The 20355-nt window shown below is 65.4% G+C and carries 18 protein-coding genes and 1 pseudogene; 11 read left to right on the top strand and 8 right to left on the bottom strand.

Annotated elements, in window-relative coordinates:
• Positions 1-133: 133 nt before the first annotated feature.
• Entirely contained in the window at positions 134-376 is a 243-nt protein-coding gene (locus F8237_RS30030; RefSeq protein WP_015685538.1) for a FliM/FliN family flagellar motor switch protein, read from the bottom strand.
• A 67-nt stretch (positions 377-443) separates the two neighbouring features.
• Here F8237_RS30030 and lipB point away from each other — a divergent pair, with 67 nt between their 5' ends.
• The gene (gene lipB / locus F8237_RS30025) at positions 444-1205 is read left to right on the top strand and encodes a lipoyl(octanoyl) transferase LipB (protein WP_151649750.1); all 762 of its coding nucleotides are present in this window, start codon (positions 444-446) and stop codon (positions 1203-1205) included.
• A gap of 199 nt (positions 1206-1404) precedes the next feature.
• Positions 1405-2118 (top strand): DNA helicase, encoded by a 714-nt coding sequence (locus F8237_RS30020; RefSeq protein ID WP_162006277.1) that lies wholly within the window; start codon positions 1405-1407, stop codon positions 2116-2118.
• Positions 2119-2162: 44 nt separating this feature from the next.
• Here F8237_RS30020 and F8237_RS30015 read toward each other — a convergent pair whose 3' ends face one another.
• On the bottom strand, positions 2163-2585 hold the full coding sequence (locus F8237_RS30015) for a tautomerase family protein (RefSeq protein ID WP_151649749.1): 423 nt from the start codon (positions 2583-2585) through the stop codon (positions 2163-2165).
• 113 nt (positions 2586-2698) lie between these two features.
• Here F8237_RS30015 and F8237_RS30010 point away from each other — a divergent pair, with 113 nt between their 5' ends.
• Both F8237_RS30010 and F8237_RS30005 read left to right on the top strand, forming a co-directional pair.
• Complete coding sequence (locus tag F8237_RS30010) at positions 2699-3550, top strand: LysR family transcriptional regulator (protein WP_151649748.1); 852 nt, start codon at positions 2699-2701, stop codon at positions 3548-3550.
• A 150-nt stretch (positions 3551-3700) separates the two neighbouring features.
• The gene (locus F8237_RS30005; RefSeq protein ID WP_151649747.1) at positions 3701-5221 is read left to right on the top strand and encodes a PAS domain-containing sensor histidine kinase; all 1521 of its coding nucleotides are present in this window, start codon (positions 3701-3703) and stop codon (positions 5219-5221) included.
• Between the two features lie 142 nt (positions 5222-5363).
• Here the strand turns inward: F8237_RS30005 and F8237_RS30000 are convergent, their stop codons facing one another.
• The 4 genes from F8237_RS30000 to F8237_RS29985 form a co-directional block, all read right to left on the bottom strand.
• Positions 5364-5663, bottom strand: coding sequence for an acylphosphatase (locus F8237_RS30000; RefSeq protein ID WP_151649746.1), 300 nt, complete (start codon positions 5661-5663; stop codon positions 5364-5366).
• On the bottom strand, positions 5660-6526 hold the full coding sequence (locus F8237_RS29995) for an isocitrate lyase/PEP mutase family protein (RefSeq protein ID WP_151649745.1): 867 nt from the start codon (positions 6524-6526) through the stop codon (positions 5660-5662). The genes F8237_RS30000 and F8237_RS29995 overlap by 4 nt, the downstream gene beginning before the upstream one ends.
• 87 nt (positions 6527-6613) lie before the next feature.
• On the bottom strand, positions 6614-8629 hold the full coding sequence (locus F8237_RS29990; protein WP_151649744.1) for an acetyl-CoA carboxylase biotin carboxylase subunit: 2016 nt from the start codon (positions 8627-8629) through the stop codon (positions 6614-6616).
• 173 nt (positions 8630-8802) lie between these two features.
• Positions 8803-9933, bottom strand: a complete 1131-nt coding sequence (locus F8237_RS29985; protein ID WP_151649743.1) for a zinc-binding metallopeptidase family protein — start codon at positions 9931-9933, stop codon at positions 8803-8805.
• A 222-nt stretch (positions 9934-10155) separates the two neighbouring features.
• Between F8237_RS29985 and F8237_RS29980 the strand changes: the two genes are divergently transcribed.
• The 6 genes and pseudogenes from F8237_RS29980 to F8237_RS29960 all read left to right on the top strand — a co-directional run bounded on the left by F8237_RS29980 (position 10156) and on the right by F8237_RS29960 (position 16755).
• Positions 10156-12633 (top strand): PAS domain-containing hybrid sensor histidine kinase/response regulator, encoded by a 2478-nt coding sequence (locus F8237_RS29980; RefSeq protein WP_151649742.1) that lies wholly within the window; start codon positions 10156-10158, stop codon positions 12631-12633.
• A gap of 206 nt (positions 12634-12839) precedes the next feature.
• Complete coding sequence (locus F8237_RS29975; RefSeq protein ID WP_151649741.1) at positions 12840-13280, top strand: EamA family transporter; 441 nt, start codon at positions 12840-12842, stop codon at positions 13278-13280.
• A 33-nt stretch (positions 13281-13313) separates the two neighbouring features.
• Entirely contained in the window at positions 13314-14768 is a 1455-nt protein-coding gene (locus tag F8237_RS29970) for a sensor histidine kinase (protein WP_151649740.1), read from the top strand.
• Positions 14753-15016 (top strand): annotated as a pseudogene (locus F8237_RS36710) (response regulator); the annotation flags it as partial. The gene F8237_RS29970 and the pseudogene F8237_RS36710, both read left to right, overlap by 16 nt.
• Positions 15017-15172: 156 nt before the next feature.
• Positions 15173-16423, top strand: coding sequence for an arsenic transporter (locus F8237_RS29965; RefSeq protein ID WP_162006420.1), 1251 nt, complete (start codon positions 15173-15175; stop codon positions 16421-16423).
• A 95-nt stretch (positions 16424-16518) separates the two neighbouring features.
• Positions 16519-16755: a hypothetical protein gene (locus F8237_RS29960; protein WP_151649738.1), complete on the top strand. Its 237-nt coding sequence runs from the start codon at positions 16519-16521 to the stop codon at positions 16753-16755.
• A 51-nt stretch (positions 16756-16806) separates the two neighbouring features.
• On the opposite strand, the gene F8237_RS29955 is transcribed toward F8237_RS29960, so the two are convergent.
• Together F8237_RS29955 and F8237_RS29950 are read right to left on the bottom strand one after the other, a co-directional pair.
• Positions 16807-18171, bottom strand: a complete 1365-nt coding sequence (locus F8237_RS29955) for an MFS transporter (protein WP_151649737.1) — start codon at positions 18169-18171, stop codon at positions 16807-16809.
• A gap of 27 nt (positions 18172-18198) precedes the next feature.
• Positions 18199-18966, bottom strand: coding sequence for a GntR family transcriptional regulator (locus tag F8237_RS29950; protein ID WP_151649736.1), 768 nt, complete (start codon positions 18964-18966; stop codon positions 18199-18201).
• 177 nt (positions 18967-19143) lie between these two features.
• Between F8237_RS29950 and F8237_RS29945 the strand changes: the two genes are divergently transcribed.
• Positions 19144-20343, top strand: a complete 1200-nt coding sequence (locus tag F8237_RS29945) for a mandelate racemase/muconate lactonizing enzyme family protein (protein WP_162006276.1) — start codon at positions 19144-19146, stop codon at positions 20341-20343.
• Positions 20344-20355: the final 12 nt, after the last annotated feature.

Below are 20355 nucleotides of genomic sequence, written 5' to 3'. Positions count from 1 at the left end.
CTGCAAAGGCCCCGAATTCCACAAGCTTGGCAGGAAAGTTCAGCCCTCCTGCCCGGATCGGCCCGATCGGGTGCCGAGCCCTGCCCATCCTGCAGCTACCGCGTGCCCCGGCCGCTACCGCGTGCCCCGGCCGCTACCGCGTGCCGGTCGTGCGCGGCAGCATCTGCTTGACCTCGACCGCGATGCGGTTGCGATCGACCAGCACGACGCCGGAGGCGACGGGGAGATTGTTGGCCAAAACCTTCACCTCGTCGGCCTCGGTTGCGTCCAGCTCGATGATGGCGCCGCGGGAAAGACGTAATACTTGATGGATCGGCATGGTGGTCGTCCCGAGGACGACCATGAGATCCACGGTGACTTTATCGAGTGTCGGCACTGTCATGACCACCGCAACTGGAGACTGGCATTTGCACCTGCGATCATCACCACGTTATGGTTAGCCAATGGTTAATTCGCCTCCAAACCCCCGCCAAGACCAGCGCCAAGACCCTCGCGAAGACTTGGATTTGACGTCGTTTTCCGCCACGGACGGCGCCCCCGTCGAATGGCGGATCTCGGACTCGCCGGTGCCTTATCCGGACGCCGTGGCCGCGATGGAGGCCCGAGTCGCGGAGATCGCGGCGGGCGAGGCGCCGGAACTGGTCTGGCTGCTCGAACACCCCCCGCTCTACACCTCCGGCACCTCGGGCAAGGCGTCCGACTTGCTCGATCCCCGCTTCCCGACCTTTGCGACGGGACGCGGCGGCCAGCTCACCTATCACGGGCCCGGCCAGCGGGTGGCTTACATCATGCTGGACCTCAAGCGGCGCCGGCCGGACGTGCGGGCCTATGTCGCGAGCCTGGAGGAATTGATCCTGCGCACGCTCGCGGCCTTCAACGTCCGCGCCGAGCGGCGCGAGGACCGGGTCGGCGTCTGGGTGAAGCGACCCGACAAGGGCGCAGAGCACGAGGACAAGATCGCGGCGATCGGCGTGCGGCTGAAGCGCTGGGTCTCGTTCCACGGCATCGCCATCAATGTCGAGCCGGAGCTTTCCCATTTCGCAGGCATCGTGCCCTGCGGCGTCGCCGATCCCCGCTACGGCGTGACGTCGCTGGTCGACCTCGGCCAGCTCGTGGCCATGGCCGATGTCGATATCGCGCTCCGGCAGGCGTTCGAGGAGCTGTTCGGGCCGACGCGTGCACTGCTGCCGGAAGCCGCAGTGTAGCTTTTTTCTGTTCGAGCCTGACCGCGCGTTCTCCGCTCGCCGCGGAATCGGCTATGCTTGTTTCAGGTGTCGCCCACGCCTCCCCCCTCCGCCGGGAAAGTACAGATCATGCCGGGCGATGCGATCATCGGACCGACTGTTCGAGCGCCAAGGCATAAGGAGGGATTGCGCTTTCTGCTCGCAATGGGAGGTTCTGACGATGAGACTGTCTGCACCGATCTATCATCTCAAGCGCAAGGCCAAGCGCCTGTCGCGCGAAGAAAGCATCCCGCTCCACGATGCGCTCGACCGCATCGCCAATGCGGAAGGGTTTTCCGCATGGAGCATGCTCGCCGCGAAAGCCGCCGCAGTGACGCCGGCCAGCCGGCTGTTTCCGCAATTTCGGCCGGGTGATCTGGTGCTGGTCGGGGCGCGCCCCGGCCACGGCAAGACGCTGATGAGCCTCGAGCTTGCGGTGGAGGCCATGAAGTCCGGCCATCGCGCCGCGTTCTTCTCGCTCGAATACACCGAGAAAGACGTGCTGGATCGCTTCCGGGCGATCGGCGCCAACCCGGCGGAGTACGATAAGCTGTTCGAGGTCGATTGCTCCGACGCGATCAGCGCCGATCACGTCGTCAAGCAGATGGCCGCAGCTCCCCGCGGCACGGTCGTGGTGATCGACTATCTGCAACTGCTCGACCAGAGACGGGAAAATCCGGACCTGACCGTTCAGGTGCGCGCGTTGAAATCGTTCGCACGCGACAAGGGGTTGATCGTGGTCTTCATCTCGCAAATCGACCGGTCCTATGATCCCTCGATCAAGCCCTGCCCCGACCTCGACGATGTCAGGCTGCCCAACCCGCTTGATCTGAAGCTGTTCGACAAGACGTGCTTCCTGAACAACGCCGAAGTTCAGTTCCGGGTGGCGAGCTGACGATCGGGCCGCGGGCGAGATGGCTTGCCCGCGGCCTTCCGGCTTCACGCCGCCTGCAGCGCAACCTCGAGCTTACCGGCGATGTAGCGGCGCTCCTGGGTCAGGCCGCCAAAGCCATAGGCATCGCCCTTGACCTCGTCGACATGGAGGTAGGTTTCGGGATGCAGCGGGCCGATGATGTCGGCCATCCGCTTGAACATCGCGGCGAGATAGGCCGCCTTCTCGTCCTTGGTATTGGTGCCTTCGGTGACGTGGATGTCGATCCAGTAGCTGGCGAGCTTCTGCTCGGCGAGCGACTGGCCGCCGGCGAACCAGTCGCTCGCATCCACAGGCTTCACGATGATGGCCGTCACCCTGGGATCCTTGTGCAGGATTTTTGCGGTGAGCTCGGACACGGCGCTCGCGATGTCGGCCTTCAACGATGGCGACTGACGGGACGAGGCATAGGACACGGTGATCAGCGGCATGGTCGTTCTCCTCAAGATGCGGCGCGGTGTTCGCGCGGCGTTGGAGAGAAGCTAGACCTTCCGCCGTCATTTTGGTATCTTATCTATATTGATACCAGTGATAATGAACGGTTATGGCAACCACACTCGACATCGCCACCATCAAGGCCTTCCTGCTGGTCGCCGACCTCCAGAGCTTTACCCGCGCCGCGGAAGCGCTCGGCACCACGCAGGCGGCGGTCAGTCTCAAGCTGCAGCGGCTGGAGACCTTGCTCGGCAGGCGCCTCGTCGAGCGTTCGCCGCGCGCGGTCCGGCTCACCGCCGACGGCGCCGCCTTCCTCGATCGCGCCAGAGCGCTGATCGAGGCGCATGACCGCGCGCTGTCGGACGAAGCAGCGGCCGCGCAATCGCTCTCGCTCGGCATCTCCGACCATGCCGCGGGCCCCGAGCTGGTGCCGCTGCTCGAACGGCTGCATGCGATGTCGGCGAACCTCACCCTCGCCGTCACCATCGGCTTCTCGCGCGAGATGCAGGACGCCTATGACGCAGGCCGGCTCGATGCGGTGATCGTCCGCCAGGAAGGCAGCCGACGCGGCGGCGAGAAGCTGACGGAGGACGAATTCGGCTGGTTCGCGTCACGACGCCTCGCCCTGCCGAAGGGCGAAGCGCTGCCGCTCGCGACACTCGCCCCGCCGTGCGGCGTGCGCGCCATCGCCGTGCGCGCGCTCGACAAGGCCGGTATCGCCTGGCGCGAGCGTTTTGTCGGCGGCGGCGTCACGGCGGTGGCGGCGGCGGCTTTTGCCGGACTCGCGATCGCGCCGCTGGCGCGGCGGATCGCACCGGCGGGTCTGATCGACATCGGGCCCGCCCACAAGCTGCCCAACCTCGGCAGCTCGAAAGTGATGCTGCACTCGAAGGTCAGCGATCCCGCAAAACTCGCAGCGCTGCGAACCATTGCGGCCACCTTCAAGAGTATAGCGGCGTGAGGCCCCGCGCTTGGGATCAGGACCGGCGGTTAAGCTGCCAGATCCCTCTACCCGCTGTATACCGCTGCACGGAATTGCCCAAAAATCCTTCAGCCGACGGGAACCAAACGGACCTTGCTGCGTTTGCCCCGATCGAGGCGGGGTCCCGGAATGGTTAAAAAGCTTAGTCAACAGAGAGACTTGTTCGAAAGCGAACGGAGTTTCCGACTGTTGGTTGAAGGCGTGGTCGATTACGCGCTCTACATGCTCGATCCCTCCGGAATCGTCACGAGCTGGAATATCGGCGGCGAGCGCATCAAGGGCTATTCGTCCGAGGAGATCGTCGGACAGCATTTCTCCCGCTTCTACACCGAGACCGACCGCGCCAACGGCAGGCCCGCCCGCGCTCTTGGGATCGCCCGGGACCAGGGCCGCTACGAGGAGGAAGGCTGGCGCGTCCGCAAGGACGGCACCTTCTTCTGGGCCAGCGTCGTGATCGACCCGATCTACGAGGACGACACCATCGTCGGCTTTGCCAAGATCACCCGCGACATCACCGAGCGCCGAAACACGCAACTCAAGCTCGAGGCGATGCAGACGCAACTCGCGGAGTCGCAGAAGTTCGATGCGCTGGGCCAACTCACCGGCGGGGTCGCCCACGACTTCAATAACCTCCTGATGATCATCAGCGGCAGTCTTCACATCCTGAAAAAGGGGGCAACTGACGACGCCAAGCTTCAGCGCGCAATTTCGGCGATCGAGACCGCGACCAAGCGCGGTGCCGCGCTGACCAGCCAGCTTCTCACATTCGCTCGGCGGCAGAGCGTCAATCCACAGGCCATCGACCTTGCGGACCGTATCTCGGCGATCCGCGAGGTTCTCGACGCCGGCGTCGGCAGCTCCATCCGGCTCGCTTTCGACATCGACGAGGATGTCTGGCCGATCAGGACCGACGCCTCCGAGCTCGAGACGGCGCTGCTTAATCTCGCCATCAATGCCCGCGACGCGATGCCGGACGGCGGCGCCGTGACGGTCAGCGCGCGCAACGTCGTGCTGCACGAGACACGGCTGACCGGCGAGTTCGTCGCGATCGACATCGCCGACACCGGGCTCGGCATTCCCTCCGACGTCGTCGACAAGATCTTCGAACCGTTCTTCACGACCAAGCCGATCGGCAAGGGCACCGGCCTCGGCCTTTCGCAGGTGCACGGCTTCGCGCATCAGGCCGGTGGCACCGTGAAGGTCGCAAGCGAGCTCGGCAAGGGCACGACCTTCACCGTCCTGTTGCCGCGCGGGACGGATACGCCGACGAGGGCGATAGCGGAGGCCACACCGTTCCGCGGCAGCGGCACGGTGCTGCTGGTGGAAGACAATCCGGACGTCGCGGTCGTCAGCATCGGGCTGCTCGAGCAGCTCGGCTACCGTGTCCGCCGCGTCCCCGACGCCGAGTCGGCATTGCGCGAGCTCGAGCACAACGGCGTCGACTTCGTGTTCTCCGACATCGTCATGCCCGGCAAGATGGACGGTCTCGGCCTCGCCCATCATTTGCGCCAGATCCACCCCGGCCTGCCGATCCTGCTCGCCACCGGCTACAGCGAGGCCGCCGCCGACGTGCGCGGCGACTTCCCGATCCTGCGCAAGCCCTATGAGATCCACGAGCTGAGCGAGGCCATCGCGAAGTTGCCGCGGTGATTGTTGGACGCACCAACCTCCACGGCGTCATGGCCGGGCTTGTCCCGGCCATCCACGGCTAGCCGCGTCGCACGAAGAACGTGGATGCCCGGGACAAGCCCGGGCATGACGAACTCTTACAGACCATCACCACCGTAAGATCCTACACCGTCGGCAACACCGAGAACGCTTCCCCTGCCCGGCGCAGGTTCAGCTCGTCCACGCTCGCCGTCTCGCTGGTGACGCTGTCCACGCGCGAGGACGGCGGTCCGTGGCGGCACAAGGCGACCATGTCGGCGACGTGGTTCGGCGGACCCGCGAACAGCGCTTCCACGCCGCCGTCGCGGCGGTTGCGGACCCAGCCTTCCAGCCCGCACGTCGTGGCCTGATACTCGACCCAGGCCCTGTAGCCGACGCCCTGGACGCGGCCGCGGATCATGACCTGGAGAATCGCATGGCTCATTTTTTCAGCCCGAGCACAGCGGCGCTGCGTGCCTTGACGTCGACCTCGCGCATGACGCGGTTGGTCAGTTCCGCCGAGGGCAATCCCTTGAGCGCCTTCGGCGGCGTGCCTTCACGTAGTGCCTTCTGCGTCTCGTAGACGGCCTGCATGGCCGCCGCGATGGGGGCATGGCCCTGGAGCGCGATGCGCACGCGTTGACTGGAAAGATAGTCGAGCGCGTTCATGTCCTCCGGCGCGCCGCCCAGCACGATCGGCAGGCGCGTCGCCGCCGCGATCGCCTCGAGCTCGGCGCGTGATTTGATGCCGGTGAAGAACAGCGCATCGACACCGGTCGCCTCATAGGCCCTGGCGCGGCGGATCGTATCCTCGATCGAAGTGATGGAGGCAGCTCCAGTGCGACCCATGATGACCAGCGAGGGATCACCACGACCGTCGAGCGCGGCTTTCATCTTGCCGACGCCCTCCTCCAGAGAGATCAGTTGCGCCTTCGCTTCGCCAAAGCCGGCCGGCAGCAGCGTGTCCTCGATGGTGAGGCCGGCAGCACCCGCGGTCTCCAGCTCCTGCACGGTCCGGCGCACATTGAGCGCATTGCCGTAGCCGTGATCGGCATCGACCAGCACAGGCAGGCTTGCGGCACGCGACATCCGCCGCATCTGCTCGGCCAGCTCCGTAAGCGTGATCAGCGTGATGTCGGGATCGCCGAGCACCGCGAGCGAGGCCACCGAGCCGCCGAACATGCCGAGGGGAAAACCGAGATCCTCGGCGATGCGGATCGAGATCGCGTCATAGACCGAGCCGGGATGGACGCAAGTCCCGCCTGACAGGATTGAGCGCAGCTTCTCGCGGCGGGAACGGAAGGCCATGGCGTTGTCTCGGTTGGGTCACAGCGGCCGCAACATACTCCGTCATTGCGGCGCTGGGGGAGGCAGGCCGCCTCCCCATCCACGCGCTTACGCAAATTCCAAGATCAGCGCGTCCACCGCGAGCGTCGCGCCCGCGCTGGCGTGGATCTTCTTCACGGTGCCGTCCTGCTCGGCGCGGAGCACGTTCTGCATCTTCATCGCTTCGACCACTGCGAGCGTCTCGCCGGCCTTGACCTCCTGCCCCTCGGTCACCGCGATCGAGACGATGAGCCCGGGCATCGGGCACAGCAGCTTCTTGCCGGTGTCGGAGGCCGTCGTCACCGGCATCAGCCGGGCGGACGCGGCTTCCGCTTCGGTCCAGACATAGACCGGGACCTCGACGCCCTGATGGGCGAGGCGGATGCCGTTGGCGATCGGACGTGCCTGCACCGCGACGACGTGGTCGTCGATGGTGCCCTGCCAGACCGGATCGCCGGGCTTCCAGGCCGACTGCAACAGATGCGCGTTGCCGGCCTTGCCTTCGGCGTCAATGAAACGGATCGCGATCGCGTCGCCCTCGCGGGCGACCTCGAGCAAGATCTCCTGGCGGTCGAGCCAGACCGCGCGGCGCCGCTCGCGCTGCACGACACGGCCGCCCATTTGGCCGGAGATCTGCCGCTTGCGCTCGCCGAGCACGTGATCGATGGCAGCGCCGACCGCCGCGATGCGCCGCGCGACCTCGCCTTCCGGCACGCGCACGGCAAAGCCCTTGGGGAATTCCTCGGCGATGAAGCCGGTCGACAGATTGCCCTCGCGCCAGCGCGGATGGTGCATCAGCGCGGACAGGAACGGGATGTTGTGCCTGATGCCGTCGACATAAAACGAGTCCAGCGCGGTCGCCTGCGCTTCGATAGCCGCGGCGCGCGACGGCGCATGGGTGACGAGCTTGGCGATCATCGGATCGTAATGGATCGAGATCTCGCCGCCTTCCTGCACGCCGGTGTCGTTGCGGACGGTGATGCCGTCCTTGCTGACTTCCGCCGGCGGGCGGTATTTCACCAGGCGCCCGATCGAGGGCAGGAAGTTGCGGAAGGGATCCTCGGCGTAGAGGCGGGATTCCACCGCCCAACCGGTCAGCTGGACGTCCTTCTGCGTGAGCGCGAGCTTCTCGCCGGCGGCCACGCGGATCATCTGCTCGACGAGGTCGACGCCGGTGACGAGCTCGGTGACGGGATGTTCGACCTGGAGGCGCGTGTTCATCTCGAGGAAGTAGAAGCTCTTGTCCTGGCCCGCGACGAACTCGACCGTGCCGGCGGAATCGTAATTCACGGCCTTGGCCAGCGCGACGGCCTGCTCGCCCATCTTGCGGCGGGTCGTTTCGTCGAGCAGCGGCGACGGCGCCTCCTCGATGACCTTCTGGTTGCGGCGCTGGATCGAGCATTCGCGCTCGCCGAGATAGATGACGTTGCCGTGCTTGTCGCCCAGCACCTGGATCTCGATGTGGCGGGGATCGACGATGAACTTTTCGACGAAGACGCGGTCGTCGCCGAACGAGGCTTTCGCTTCCGCCTTGGCGAGATTGAACCCCTCGGCGACCTCGGCTGTCGAATGCGCGATGCGCATGCCCTTGCCGCCACCGCCGGCGGAGGCCTTGATCATCACGGGATAGCCGATCTCGTCGGCGATCTTGACCGCGTGCTTGTCGTCCTCGATGACGCCGAGATAGCCCGGCACGGTCGAGACCTTGGCCTTGGCGGCGGCCTTCTTGGATTCGATCTTGTCGCCCATCGCGGCGATCGCACCCGGGTTCGGGCCGATGAAGACGATGCCGGCCGCTTCAAGGGCGCGCGGAAATGCCTCGCGCTCGGACAGGAAGCCGTAGCCGGGATGCACCGCCTCGGCGCCCGTCTTGCGGCAGGCCTCGACGATCTTCTCGATCACCAGATAGCTCTCGGCCGCGGCGGGCGGACCGATCAGCACGGCCTCATCGGCCATCTCGACATGGAGCGCATCGCGGTCGGCCTCGGAATAGACCGCAACCGTCTGAATTCCCATGCGGCGCGCGGTCTTGATGACCCGGCAGGCGATTTCGCCGCGATTGGCGATCAGGATCTTCTTGAACATGCTTTTCTTGAATCTCGACCTTGGGCGGGACCCTTCCCTGGCCGCTGGGGCCGTTCGGACGGGCCGTGTGCCCTCCGTGGTACATCAAAATAGGCCGGAGGCAACGGTCTAAATCCGGCTCCTCTGGCGTACCAGCGCAAGACCGAAGCCTGCCCGGCAAGCCCTTGGGCGGCTTACGCCTTCCCGGGCTTGGGCAGGTCCGTTGACGTGGCCTTGGACGTTTCCTTGGACGTTTCCCTGGACGTGCCCTTGGCCACGTCCCGGACCAGGCTATGGATGAAGCCCAGTTTGGCGACCACGGCCGGCGACAGGATAAAGGGGTAAAGGTCGCGCATACCCATGGCGCGGTTGACGCTGTTCATGGCGAAGGTGAAGGGCAGCCATGCGTTGACGATCGCCTCGACGTCCCGGGCCTCATAGGGGTTGAAACGAATGCGCGTCGTCAACTCCCCGTCGCGGTCGACCTTGGGGCGCACCTCCATGCCGAACTCCGAGGCCATCTCCAGGGTATCGACGATGTGGAGGTAGTGCGCCCAGGTTTCGGCGAAATCTTCCCAGGGGTGGGTCGTGGCGTAGGCCGAGACGTAGTTCTGCTGCCAGTCCGCCGGCGCGCCTTCGGCATAATGGCGCTGCAAGGCCTGGCCGTAATCGACCGAATCGTCGCCGAACACGGCGCGGCATTGGTCCAGCTTGCCGCCGTCACGCACCAGCACATCCCAGAAATAGTGTCCGACCTCGTGGCGGAAATGCCCGAGCAGCGTCCGGTAGGGCTCCCCCATCTCCAGCCTGCGCCGCTCGCGCTCGATACCGTCCGTCTCGGTGAGCGCGATCGTGATCAGGCCATTGTCATGGCCGGTCAGGATCTTCTGTCCGCTGCTCGGATCGTCAGCGAGGAAGTTGAAGATGAGGCCGTGCTCGGCATCTTCCTGCCGGGTCCGGAGCGGCAGCTTCCAGCGGATCAGGGAATAGAACAGACGGTGCTTCGCCACCTCCAGCTCGCGCCAGCCGGCGAGCTGCGCGGGGTCGGAGAGGTCAGGCACGATGCCGTTATGGCGGCAGGCGCGGCAATAGCCGGTGCTGTCGTCCGCGTCGGTCAGCCAGTTGCAGGAATCGTACTCCGCGTTCCGGCACAGCATCCGCCCCCTGCCCTTGTCGGCAAGCGTACCCCAGCCCGCCCCGTCGGGCTCGAGCGCCGACATCGTCTCCCGCTCCGGCAGGAAGGCGACCCGGTGGCCGCAGCGTTCGCAGGCGCGGTTCTCGAAATAGAGGACATTGCCGCAGGACTGGCAGACAAAGAGCTTCAAGATTTAGCCTCTTCGGACACAGAGTTTTATCAATGAGAGTTGTGGCGCCTCGCAAAGACGCGTCCGCGGACGCGTCGTTCCAATCTTTGGAACAAATATCCAGACCCGGCGTTGGCTGACCGTACTTTACCGCGTTCAGGCTGGCCGCGGGCCTTTCCGACAATTCATTCCCCTTTGAGCAATGGCTATCACGCTTCGTCTGTGTGAATATCGCTCCGGCACGTGCGCTCCCGCATCACAACGGCCGACGCCTTGAACGATTCTTCGCCCGACACCATCGCCGCCGAAAGGCTGCGCCAGCACCTCGAGGAAATCGCGCGTGAGCGCGACAACGCCTACCGCGCGCTCCAGGAGCGCGAGGCCGAGCTGGCGCGCATCCAGCGCATCGGCAGGGTCGGCGGTCTCGAGGTCGATTTCCGCGAGGGCTTCAAGAACCGCCGCTCGCCCGAATATTTGATGCTCCATGGGCTGCCTCCGGAAGCCACCGACGAGACGCACGAGGACTGGGTCAACCGCATCCACCCTGACGACCGCGACGCGACGGTCAAGCATTTCCTCGAGGCGCTGGCGGGGACCAGCGAGGACTACACGGCCGAATACCGCATCATCCGCCCGAGCGATGGCGAGACCCGCTGGATCCGCGTCGTCGCCAAGATCGAGCGCGGCAGCGACCGGCGCGCCATCCGACTCGTGGGCGCCCATATCGATATCACCGACCAGATGCTGGTGCGCGAGACGCTGCGCGAGAGCGAGGAACGTTTCCGGCTGATCGCCGACAGCGCGCCGGTGCCGATCTGGGTCACCAAGCTCGACCGCACGCGCTCCTTCGCCAACCAGGCCTATGTCGACTTCGTCGGCCTGCCCTACGACGAAGCCATCGCCTTCGACTGGCGCAAGGTGTTGCATCCCGACGACCTGCCGCATGTGCTGCAGCAGTCCGTCCAGGGCGAAGCCTCGCTGAAACCGTTCGTGCTGGAGGCGCGCTACAAGGACGCCCACGGCGAGTGGCGCTGGCTGCGCTCGGAATCGCAGCCGCGCTGGGACCCGACCGGCAAGCATATCGGCTTCATCGGCGTCGCCCACGACATCACCGCCGCCAAGCAGGCCGAGATCGAGCTGCGCCAGCTCAACGAGACGCTGGAGGAACGCATCGCCGAGCGCACCGCCGAGCTCGAATCCAACGAGGCGCGGCTGCACGCGATCCTGGGAACCAGCAACCAGTACCAGGGCCTGGTCAATCTCAAGGGCGAACTGCTCTATGCCAACAAGACCGCGCTCGACGGCATCAAGGCGAGCTCCGCCGATGTGATCGGCAAGCCGTTCTGGGACACGCCCTGGTTCAGGACCACCGAGGGCATGAGCGCGACCGTGCGCGAGGCCTTCGACACCGTGCTGAAAGGCGAAGCGGTGCGGATGGAGATACGACTGCGGCTTCCAGTCGGCGAGCGCGATTTCGAGTTCGGCATGCGCCCGGTGCTCGATCGCCACGGCAACATCACCGGCGCGGTCCCGGAACTGGTCGACATCACCGAACGCCGCCGCGGCGAGGAAGCGCTGCGCCAGTCTCAGAAGATGGAGGCGATCGGCCAGCTCACCGGCGGCGTCGCCCACGATTTCAACAACCTCCTCACCATCATCCGTTCGGCGACCGACTTCCTGCGTCGGCGCGAGCTGCCGGAGGAGCGCCGCCGCCGCTATGTCGACGCCATCTCCGACACCGTCGAGCGCGCCTCCAAGCTGACCGCGCAGCTGCTGGCTTTCGCGCGCCGGCAGCCCCTGAAGCCGCAGATCTTCAACGTCGGCACCCAGGTCGAGGGCGTGGCGCAGCTGGTCCGCCCGCTGGTCGGTGGCCGCATCGAAATCGTCGTCGAGATCGACGATGCCGATTGCTTCACCGTCGCGGACATCGCGCAATTCGAGACCGCGCTGATCAACCTCGCCATCAACGCCCGCGACGCCATGGACGGCGAAGGCTGCCTGACCATCGCCGTGCGCAAGGTCGAGGGCATCCCGGGCCTTCGCGCGCAGTCGGCGCGCGGCGGCGACTATGTCGCGATCTCCGTCACCGATACCGGTAGCGGCATCGCGCCGGAAAACATCGACGCCATCTTCGAGCCGTTCTTCACCACCAAGGAAGTCGGCAAGGGCACCGGCCTTGGCCTCAGCCAGGCGTTCGGTTTCGCCAAGCAGTCCGAGGGCGACATCGCGGTCACGAGCACGCAAGGCAAGGGCGCGACCTTCACCATCTACCTGCCGCAAGCGCACAGCCCTGCCGCGGAGAAGGAAGCCGCGGCGCTGACCAGCGAGGCCGCAACGACAGGGCGCGGTTATCGCGTGCTGGTGGTCGAGGACAATGACGATGTCGGCCAGTTTTCGACCGAACTGCTGGAAGATCTCGGCTATGTCGTCCGCCGCGTCGCCAACGCCAATGCCGCGCTCGCCATCCTCAGCGAAGACGAATTCGCCGTCGACCTCGTCTTCTCCGACGTCATCATGCCCGGCATGAACGGCGTCGAGCTCGCCGGCATCATCCGCGAGCGCTATCCGGGTCTCCCCGTGGTGCTCACCTCCGGCTACAGCAACGTGCTTGCCGAAAACGCCCATCGCGGCTTCGAGCTGATCCAGAAGCCGTATTCGGTGGAGTCGCTGTCACGCATCCTGCGCAAGGCGATCAGCGAGAAACTGTCGGTGGCAAGGTGAGTGTGAGTCACGCACTCCGCTGTCGTCCCGGACAAGCGCCGCGAAGCGGCGCGCCGATCCGGGATCCATAACCACAGGATCGTGTTTGGCGAAGAACGACGACGTATGTGCCCGAAGATGGATTCCGCGGTATGGGTCCCGGATCTGCGCTTCGCTTGTCCGGGACGACAGCGGAGTGCGAACGACCAGATGAAGGCAACACAGCCATGAAACCCGCCCTCTTCTCCGCCTGGCAGAGCTGGGCGCTGCTCTCGGCCTGCTTTGCGGCGCTCACCGCGATCTTCGCCAAGGTGGGCGTCGAGAACATCAATCCGGATCTGGCCACCTTCATCCGCACCATCGTGGTGCTGATCGCCTTCGCGGTGCTGCTATTCTTCACCGGCCAGTTCGCGGTGCCCTCGGCGGTCTCGTCAAGGACCTGGCTGTTCCTGGTGCTGTCGGGGCTTGCGACCGGCGCATCCTGGCTGTGCTATTTTCGCGCGCTGAAGCTCGGTCCCGCCACGCTGGTGGCGCCGATCGACAAGCTCAGCGTCGTGCTGGTCGCCGTGTTCGCTTTCGCCTTTCTCGGCGAGCGTCCGACCACGCAGGGCTGGGTCGGGATCGCCATGATCGGCGCCGGGGCGGTGCTGCTCGCGGTGAAGTTCTGAGGCGCCGATCAAGAAGTTGCGCGTTTGAACTGCATGCGTTCGCTTCGCTCTCGATTGCTCGCCCTCTGGATCATGCTGGTCGCATCCGGCGTCGCCACCGGCTATCTGCTGTTTGAATCCTTCCAGCAGACGGCCAACGCCCGGCTCGCCCGGTCCGAAGAACTGGTGGCGCGCGCCTGCCGCGACCTCGCCGACCGCTATCAGTTCTTCGTGGTGGGTTGGACCGGCGAACCGATCGACGATCAGTTGAAGCAGCAACTGACAACCGTCACCCGGACTGCGCTGGCAGACGCTCCCGGCGTCGAAGGCGGCGTCTGGCAGGCCGACGAGGGCTCCCTCGCCTACGCTTTTCCGACCTATGAAGGCACCGGACCGAAGACCGACCTTCCCTCGGCCGAGCTCAACACCATCCGCGATGTCAATGCCGAGGCACTGCGATCGGGGCGCGCTGCCTCGATCCGGCAGCCCGGCCGGTCCCAGGTGCTGATCGTTCACGCCTGCCCCTTGCGCGGTCCGCTGGCGGGGGTCACCGGATGGACCATGACGCGGGCCTTCGCGGCGGAAGGACCCGCGTACAATCAGCTTCTCGCGGGTCTTGCTGTGCTTGCGCTGACCATCTTCGGTTCGGCGGCATGGCTCGCACGCGTGCTTTATGTCTGGTCGCGCAAGATCAACCAGATCGAAACTGCCCTCGACGACAGCCGGGAAAGCGCGATCGATCTGCCGCGGCTGGCGCAGACCGGAGCGCCCGAGTTGGACCGCCTGGTCGATGCGCTCAACAGCACCGGTGAGCGCCTGTCGCTCGAGCGGCGTCGCGCTGCTGCTGCAGAGCGGCTCGCAGCGCTCGGTCGCATGTCGGCTGGTCTCGCCCACGAAATCCGCAACCCCATCGCCGCCATGCGGCTGAAGGCGGAGAACGCGCTGGCCGTTGCCGACGGCTCACGCAGCGAAGCGGCGCTGAACGCCATTCTCCAGCAGGTCGACCGGCTCGACACCCTGTTGCGCGACCTCCTGGAGATGACGCAGGCCCGCGAGCCCAGGATGGCGGAGGTCGATCTTGAGACGTTCCTTGCGCGAACGGTCGAGAGCCATCGCGACCTCGCTTCTTCCAGGGGCATCGCGCTCACCGCGGGGACCGGGCCCGCATCCTCGCCGTTGCCGCAACTGGATCCGTCCCAGATGCAGCGTGCGCTCGACAATTTGATCATCAACGCCATCCAGAACACCCCGGCCGGCGGGACGATCGCCGTGGACGCAGGCCGGCGGGACGGCAGCCTGCTGCTGCGGGTGGCAGACACCGGCCCAGGCATTGCCGACGAGGTACGGGAGCGCCTGTTCGAGCCGTTCGTCACCGGACGCGCCGACGGCACTGGCCTCGGACTTGCCATCGTTCGCGAAATCGCACGACATCATCATGGCAATGTTCGCCTGCTCCGGGACGTCGGCGGCGCGATTTTCGAGATCGAAGTGCCATGGCGACAGTCCTGATCGTCGACGACGACGCGGCGCTGCGCGAGGGTCTCGCCGAAGCGCTCGCCGATCTCGGCCATTCGCCTCGCCTCGCTGCGTCTGGCCGCGAGGGTCTGGCCGCGCTCGACGGCGAGGTCGACGTCGTGTTGCTCGATCTGCGCATGCCGGGCGGCATGGATGGAATCGAGGTGCTTCGCCGGATAAGAACGCGAACCGACGCACCGCCTGTCGTGGTGTTGACGGCCTTCGCCAGCGCCGCCAACACGATCGAGGCGATGCGCCTCGGCGCCTTCGATCACCTCAGCAAGCCGAATTGCCCGAAACGCGGCAAATCGCGGATGGCGGTCCGCGCCCGCGGGGGAAGACAGCGGCGTCCGCATCCGCTATCGCTGCCGAATGAATCCGTATCCCGAGGACTGATCGTGCCGTCTGACGCCATCTGGGCCTGGAGCATCATCGTCGCCGCGACCGCAGGCGTCATCATCCGCCCTTTTCGCTTCCCGGAGGCGATCTGGGCCGTGCTCGGCGCCGCGGCGCTCGTGCTGCTCGGATTCCTGCCGTGGCAGGAAGCGCTTGTCGGCATCGAGAAAGGCGTCGACGTCTATCTCTTCCTGATCGGCATGATGCTGATCGCCGAACTGGCGCGGCTCGAAGGCCTGTTCGATTATCTGGCCGCGCTCGCGGTCGAATATGCGGCCGGCTCACCGCAGCGGCTGTTCCTGCTGATCTACATCGTCGGCACGGTGGTGACGGTGCTGCTCTCGAACGATGCCACCGCGATCGTGCTGACGCCCGCCGTCTACGCCGCGACGCGCGCCGCCGGCGCCAAGCCGCTGCCTTATCTGTTCGTCTGCGCCTTCATCGCCAACGCCGCGAGCTTCGTGCTGCCGATCTCCAATCCGGCCAATCTCGTCGTGTTCGGCGCCCGCATGCCGCAGCTGACCGAATGGCTACGCCTGTTCGCACTGCCGTCGGCGGCCTCGATCCTGCTGACCTACATCGTGCTGCGCCTCACCCAGCACCGCGCGCTCAAGGAAGAGACCATCGCGCGCAGCGTGCCGCATCCCAAACTCGGGCGCGGCGGCAAGTTGACCGCGCTCGGCATCGTCGCCATCGGCGTCGTGCTGGTCACGGCCTCCGCGCTCGACAAGCAGCTCGGCCTGCCGACCTTCATTTGCGGCGTGGCGACGGCAGCGATCGTGCTGCTCATCAGCCGGCAATCGCCGCTGCCCGTGCTGCGGGGCGTGTCCTGGAGCGTGCTGCCGCTGGTCGGCGGCCTCTTCGTCATGGTGGAGACGCTGGTGAAGACCGGCGTGATCGGGCAGCTCAGCGCGCTGCTGCACCAGGCGGTCGCGCAATCCGTGACGAAGGCGGCCTGGAGCGTCGGCCTCGCCACCGCGATCGCCGACAACATCGCCAACAATCTGCCCGTCGGCCTCGTCGCTGGCTCCGTCGCCGCCAGCGATCATCTGCCCGCGCCTGTCGTCAGCGCCATCCTGATCGGCGTCGATCTCGGACCCAATCTGTCGGTGACAGGCTCGCTCGCTACCATCCTGTGGCTGGTCGCGCTGCGGCGAGAGAAGATCGAGGTCGGCGCCTGGCCGTTCCTCAAGCTCGGCATGCTGGTGACGCCGCCCGCCTTGATCGGCGCACTGGCCGCCGCAATCCGGTAACCGCGCGCAATTTGCGGCGCATCAATGTCGCCGGCTGCGGCGGGCCTATACTTCAACTTGTCGCGCACTAATACGGCGCGGCAAGGAGGTCCATCATGCAGATCCAGTCAAAGGCATTGCCGCAGAGCTTCTCCCTGCGCCGCTCGATTCAGAGCCTCACCGCACCTGAGCAAGGCCGCGCGGAGACGTCCCATCCCCTGCTGATCGTCTCGGTCGTCGTGCTGCTGGCCCTGTTCGCGATCGTGCAAGTCGATCTGCACAGCGCCCAGCTTCAGGCCATCGGCCTGCTCAGCCATGGCACCGGGATCGATCCCGTCTTCCTGAGCCCGTAGCGGAAAGAACCGATCGCGGCCGTGGCGGCCGCGACCGGGTATCTTGCATCGTCAGTCGTTCTCGTAGCCGTAGACTTCCGGCAGGATGAAGATTGCGGCGAGCAATCCGATCAGCGGGAAGATCGCGACCATCAGCGTGGCATTGGCCTGCCCGATGGCGGCGAACACCGTCGGGAACAGGAAGATCGCCAGGAACGACGGCAGCTTCACGAACATGTAGGCGAAGCCGCTGGCGGTGCCGCGGTACTTCGGCTTGGCGACCATGGTCGGGATCGTCATGCAGTTCGACGCGTCCCAGTAATGGCCCCACAACATCGCGGCCGCCGCGAAAGGCAGCAGGATCTTGTTGTCGGTGTAGAGCGCGAACGCCGCGACCAGCAGCGAGACCAGCACGATCGAGAAGCCCGCGATCGAGATGCCACGGTGGCCGATCTTGGGCGTCAGCAGCGGACCGACCCAGCCCGACAGCGCGGCGAAGGAGAATAGCGCCATCGTCACCAGATTGATGCCCAGAATGCTCGACACGCCGACCATGACAAAGAGCACCGGCAGATAGAATGCGAAGGTCGAGAACTCGCTGGCTTGCACGAAGCAGGCGATCCAGCCGTAAATCGTGGCGCGCCAGCGGATCGGATCCTTCCTGAGATCGGCGATGAAGGCGCTGGTAGAGACCTTCGGCATCACCACGTCCTGATCCGGCAGCATGGCGAGATCGTCGTTGAACATTTCGCGCGCGACCTTCTTGGCCTCGCGGTAGCGTCCCTTCTGCACCAGCCACACCGCCGTCTCCGGCACGTCGTGACGCATGATCAGGATGATCAGCGCCGGCACCGCGCCGAGGCCGAGCGTCACGCGCCACAGCATCTCGTGGTTCATGTCGATCAGGAGGAAGATCACGATGACGCCGATGGTGAGGACTTCACCGACCGCGAACATGAACTGCCAGCGGTTGCCCATGACCTCGCGCTCACCCTTGGCCATGGATTCCATGATGTAGGTGTAGCCGGTCGAGATGTCCGAGCCGAGCGGGATGCCGAGCAGGAAGCGGATCACGATCAGCCAGGTCACGTTCGGCACGAAGGCCTGCGCCAGCGCCAGCACGATGAACATCACCATCGTCACCAGGAACATCACGCGGCGGCCGATCTTGTCGGACAGCCAGCCGCCGAGCAGCGCGCCGATCAGGGCGCCGCCCTGCGTACCGGCGGCGGCAAGGCCCAACATCAAGGGATCGGGATTGTACTGCTCCTTGATGAAGATCAGCACGAAGGCGATCGAATAGAGGTCCCAGGCCTCGACCAGGATCGAGGCCATCATCAGCCAGCCGACCTTGTTGCCCTTTGGACTGTAGTTGGTGATGAGGTAGCGGACCGCGGCTTCGCTCGCGGTCGGTTGTGGCATGGCCATCGTCGACATTTTCTTGGGTCCTTTCTTCCAAACTTGCTACGCGTCGAGCAGCGGTTCGATGCTGCAATCGAGCAGGCGCGGATCGATCCCTGCCTCCATGCCCGTGAACATCTGGTCCATGTACTCGATCAGCGCATCGCTCGCCTTCACGGCGTCCTCGACATGGCGGCCGGCGACCGCACTGAGGATGGCGAGGTGGCGATCGATCGTGCCTGACAGCTCGGCCTGTCCCGGCATGAAGCGGTGGTGGATGTAGCCGATGCGGCGGTACAGCGTGTGCAGCGGCCGCAGCGTGTGCACCAGGAAGGGTTCGCCGGCTGCTTCCAGCACCAGTGCGTCGATGCGGCGATCGATGCTGTTGAACTCGTCGAGGGTCAGGCTGCCGCGGCGCTCGCGCAAGACACGCTCGATGTGCAGCGCCTGATTGCGATGCGAGAGGCTGGCGCGATCGGCCGCAAGCCGGACGACGAAGCGCTCCATGTCGCGGCGCAACGCCAGCAGCATGCGTTCGCGGGCGAGATCGATCGGCGCGATGTGCAGGCCGTGACGCGGACGGATGATGATGAGCGTGTCGGCGGAGAGACGATTGACGGCGTGATGCACCGGCGTGCGCCCGAAGCCGGTGATGTGCTGCAACTCCAGCATCGTCATGAATTGTCCGGGCTTGAGCTCGCAGTGGACCAGCAGCTCTTCGATCTTCTGATAGGCCAGCTCGAAGAAATTGAGCCGGTTGCGCCGCGAGGGCTTGCCCTCGCCGTCGTCGTCGTTTCTCACCACCTCGAGCGCGCGCTTGCGCTTTGCCATGTCGTTCTCTCCCGTCAGCCCGCGCTCTCGTTGCTGGATGGCGCCCTATTTGTCGCAGCCTTAAAACATGTTGTGATATATTACAAGCAGAGGTAAGACTTCCGCGCCATCTGCAACATGTTGCAGTGCAAAACGAGACGACGGGCGCGAGGCGCCTGTGACGGGAGGAACATTGCCGTGAAGATCACGTCGATCGAGACGCTGCGTACCGAGGAATTCTCCAACGTCATTTGGGTTCGCGTTCACACCGACACAGGCATGATCGGTCTCGGCGAAACCTTCTACGGCGCAGGCGCGGTCGAAGCGCAGATCCACGACACCTTTGCCGGCCGCCTGCTCGGCCGCAATCCCCTGCATATCGAAGCCATCCATCGCGACATGCTGAACCTGCCGATGGCGCAGTCATCGACCGGCGTCGAATATCGCGCGGCCTCCGCGATCGACATCGCGCTGTGGGACCTGTTCGGCAAGGTCTGCAATCAACCGGTGCACCAGATGCTCGGCGGCCTCTGCCGCGACAAGCAGCGCATCTACAACACCTGCGCCGGCACGCAATATGTCCGCTCGACCAATATCAGCCCGGTCGCCAACTGGAATCTCGGCGCCTCCAAGGGGCCGTATGAAGACCTCGACGGCTTCATGAACCACGCCGATGCACTGGCCGAAAGCCTGCTGGAAAGCGGCATCTCCGCGATGAAGATCTGGCCGTTCGATCCGGCGGCCCAGGAGAACAAGGGACTCTACATCACCGCCGCGCAGATGAAGCAGGCGCTCGAGCCGTTCGAAAAGATCCGCAAGGCCGTCGGCGACAGGATGGAGATCATGGTCGAGCTCCATTCGCTCTGGAACCTGCCGACCGCCAAGCAGATCGCGCGCGCGATCGAGCCCTACAAGCCGACCTGGTACGAAGATCCGATCCGCATGAACTCGCCGCAGGCGCTGGCCGAATATGCGCGCTCGACCGACGTCTGGGTCTGCGCCAGCGAGACGCTGGGCTCGCGCTTCCCCTACAAGGACATGCTCGACCGCGACGCCATGCATGTTGTGATGGCCGATCTGTGCTGGACCGGCGGCCTCACCGAAGGCCGCAAGATCGCAGCGATGGCCGAGACCTATCACCGGCCGTTCGCGCCGCACGATTGCATCGGCCCGATCGGCTTCATCGCCGCCATCCACATGTCGTTCAGCCAGCCCAACACGCTGATCCAGGAATCGGTGCGCGCCTTCTACAAGGGCTGGTACAATGAACTCGTGACCACGATGCCGACGATCAAGGACGGTTTTGTCTATCCGATGGAAGGACCCGGCCTCGGCGTCGACCTCCTGCCCGCGGTGTTCGATCGCAGCGATCTCACCGTGCGCCGTTCCAACGTCTGAGGATTATTTGAG

Origin of the sequence: Bradyrhizobium betae (genome assembly GCF_008932115.1) — a bacterium.
Classification (GTDB): Bacteria; Pseudomonadota; Alphaproteobacteria; order Rhizobiales; family Xanthobacteraceae; genus Bradyrhizobium; species Bradyrhizobium betae.
Note: the sequence above shows the minus strand (reverse complement) of the source record. Positions and strands in the feature narration are given on the sequence as shown.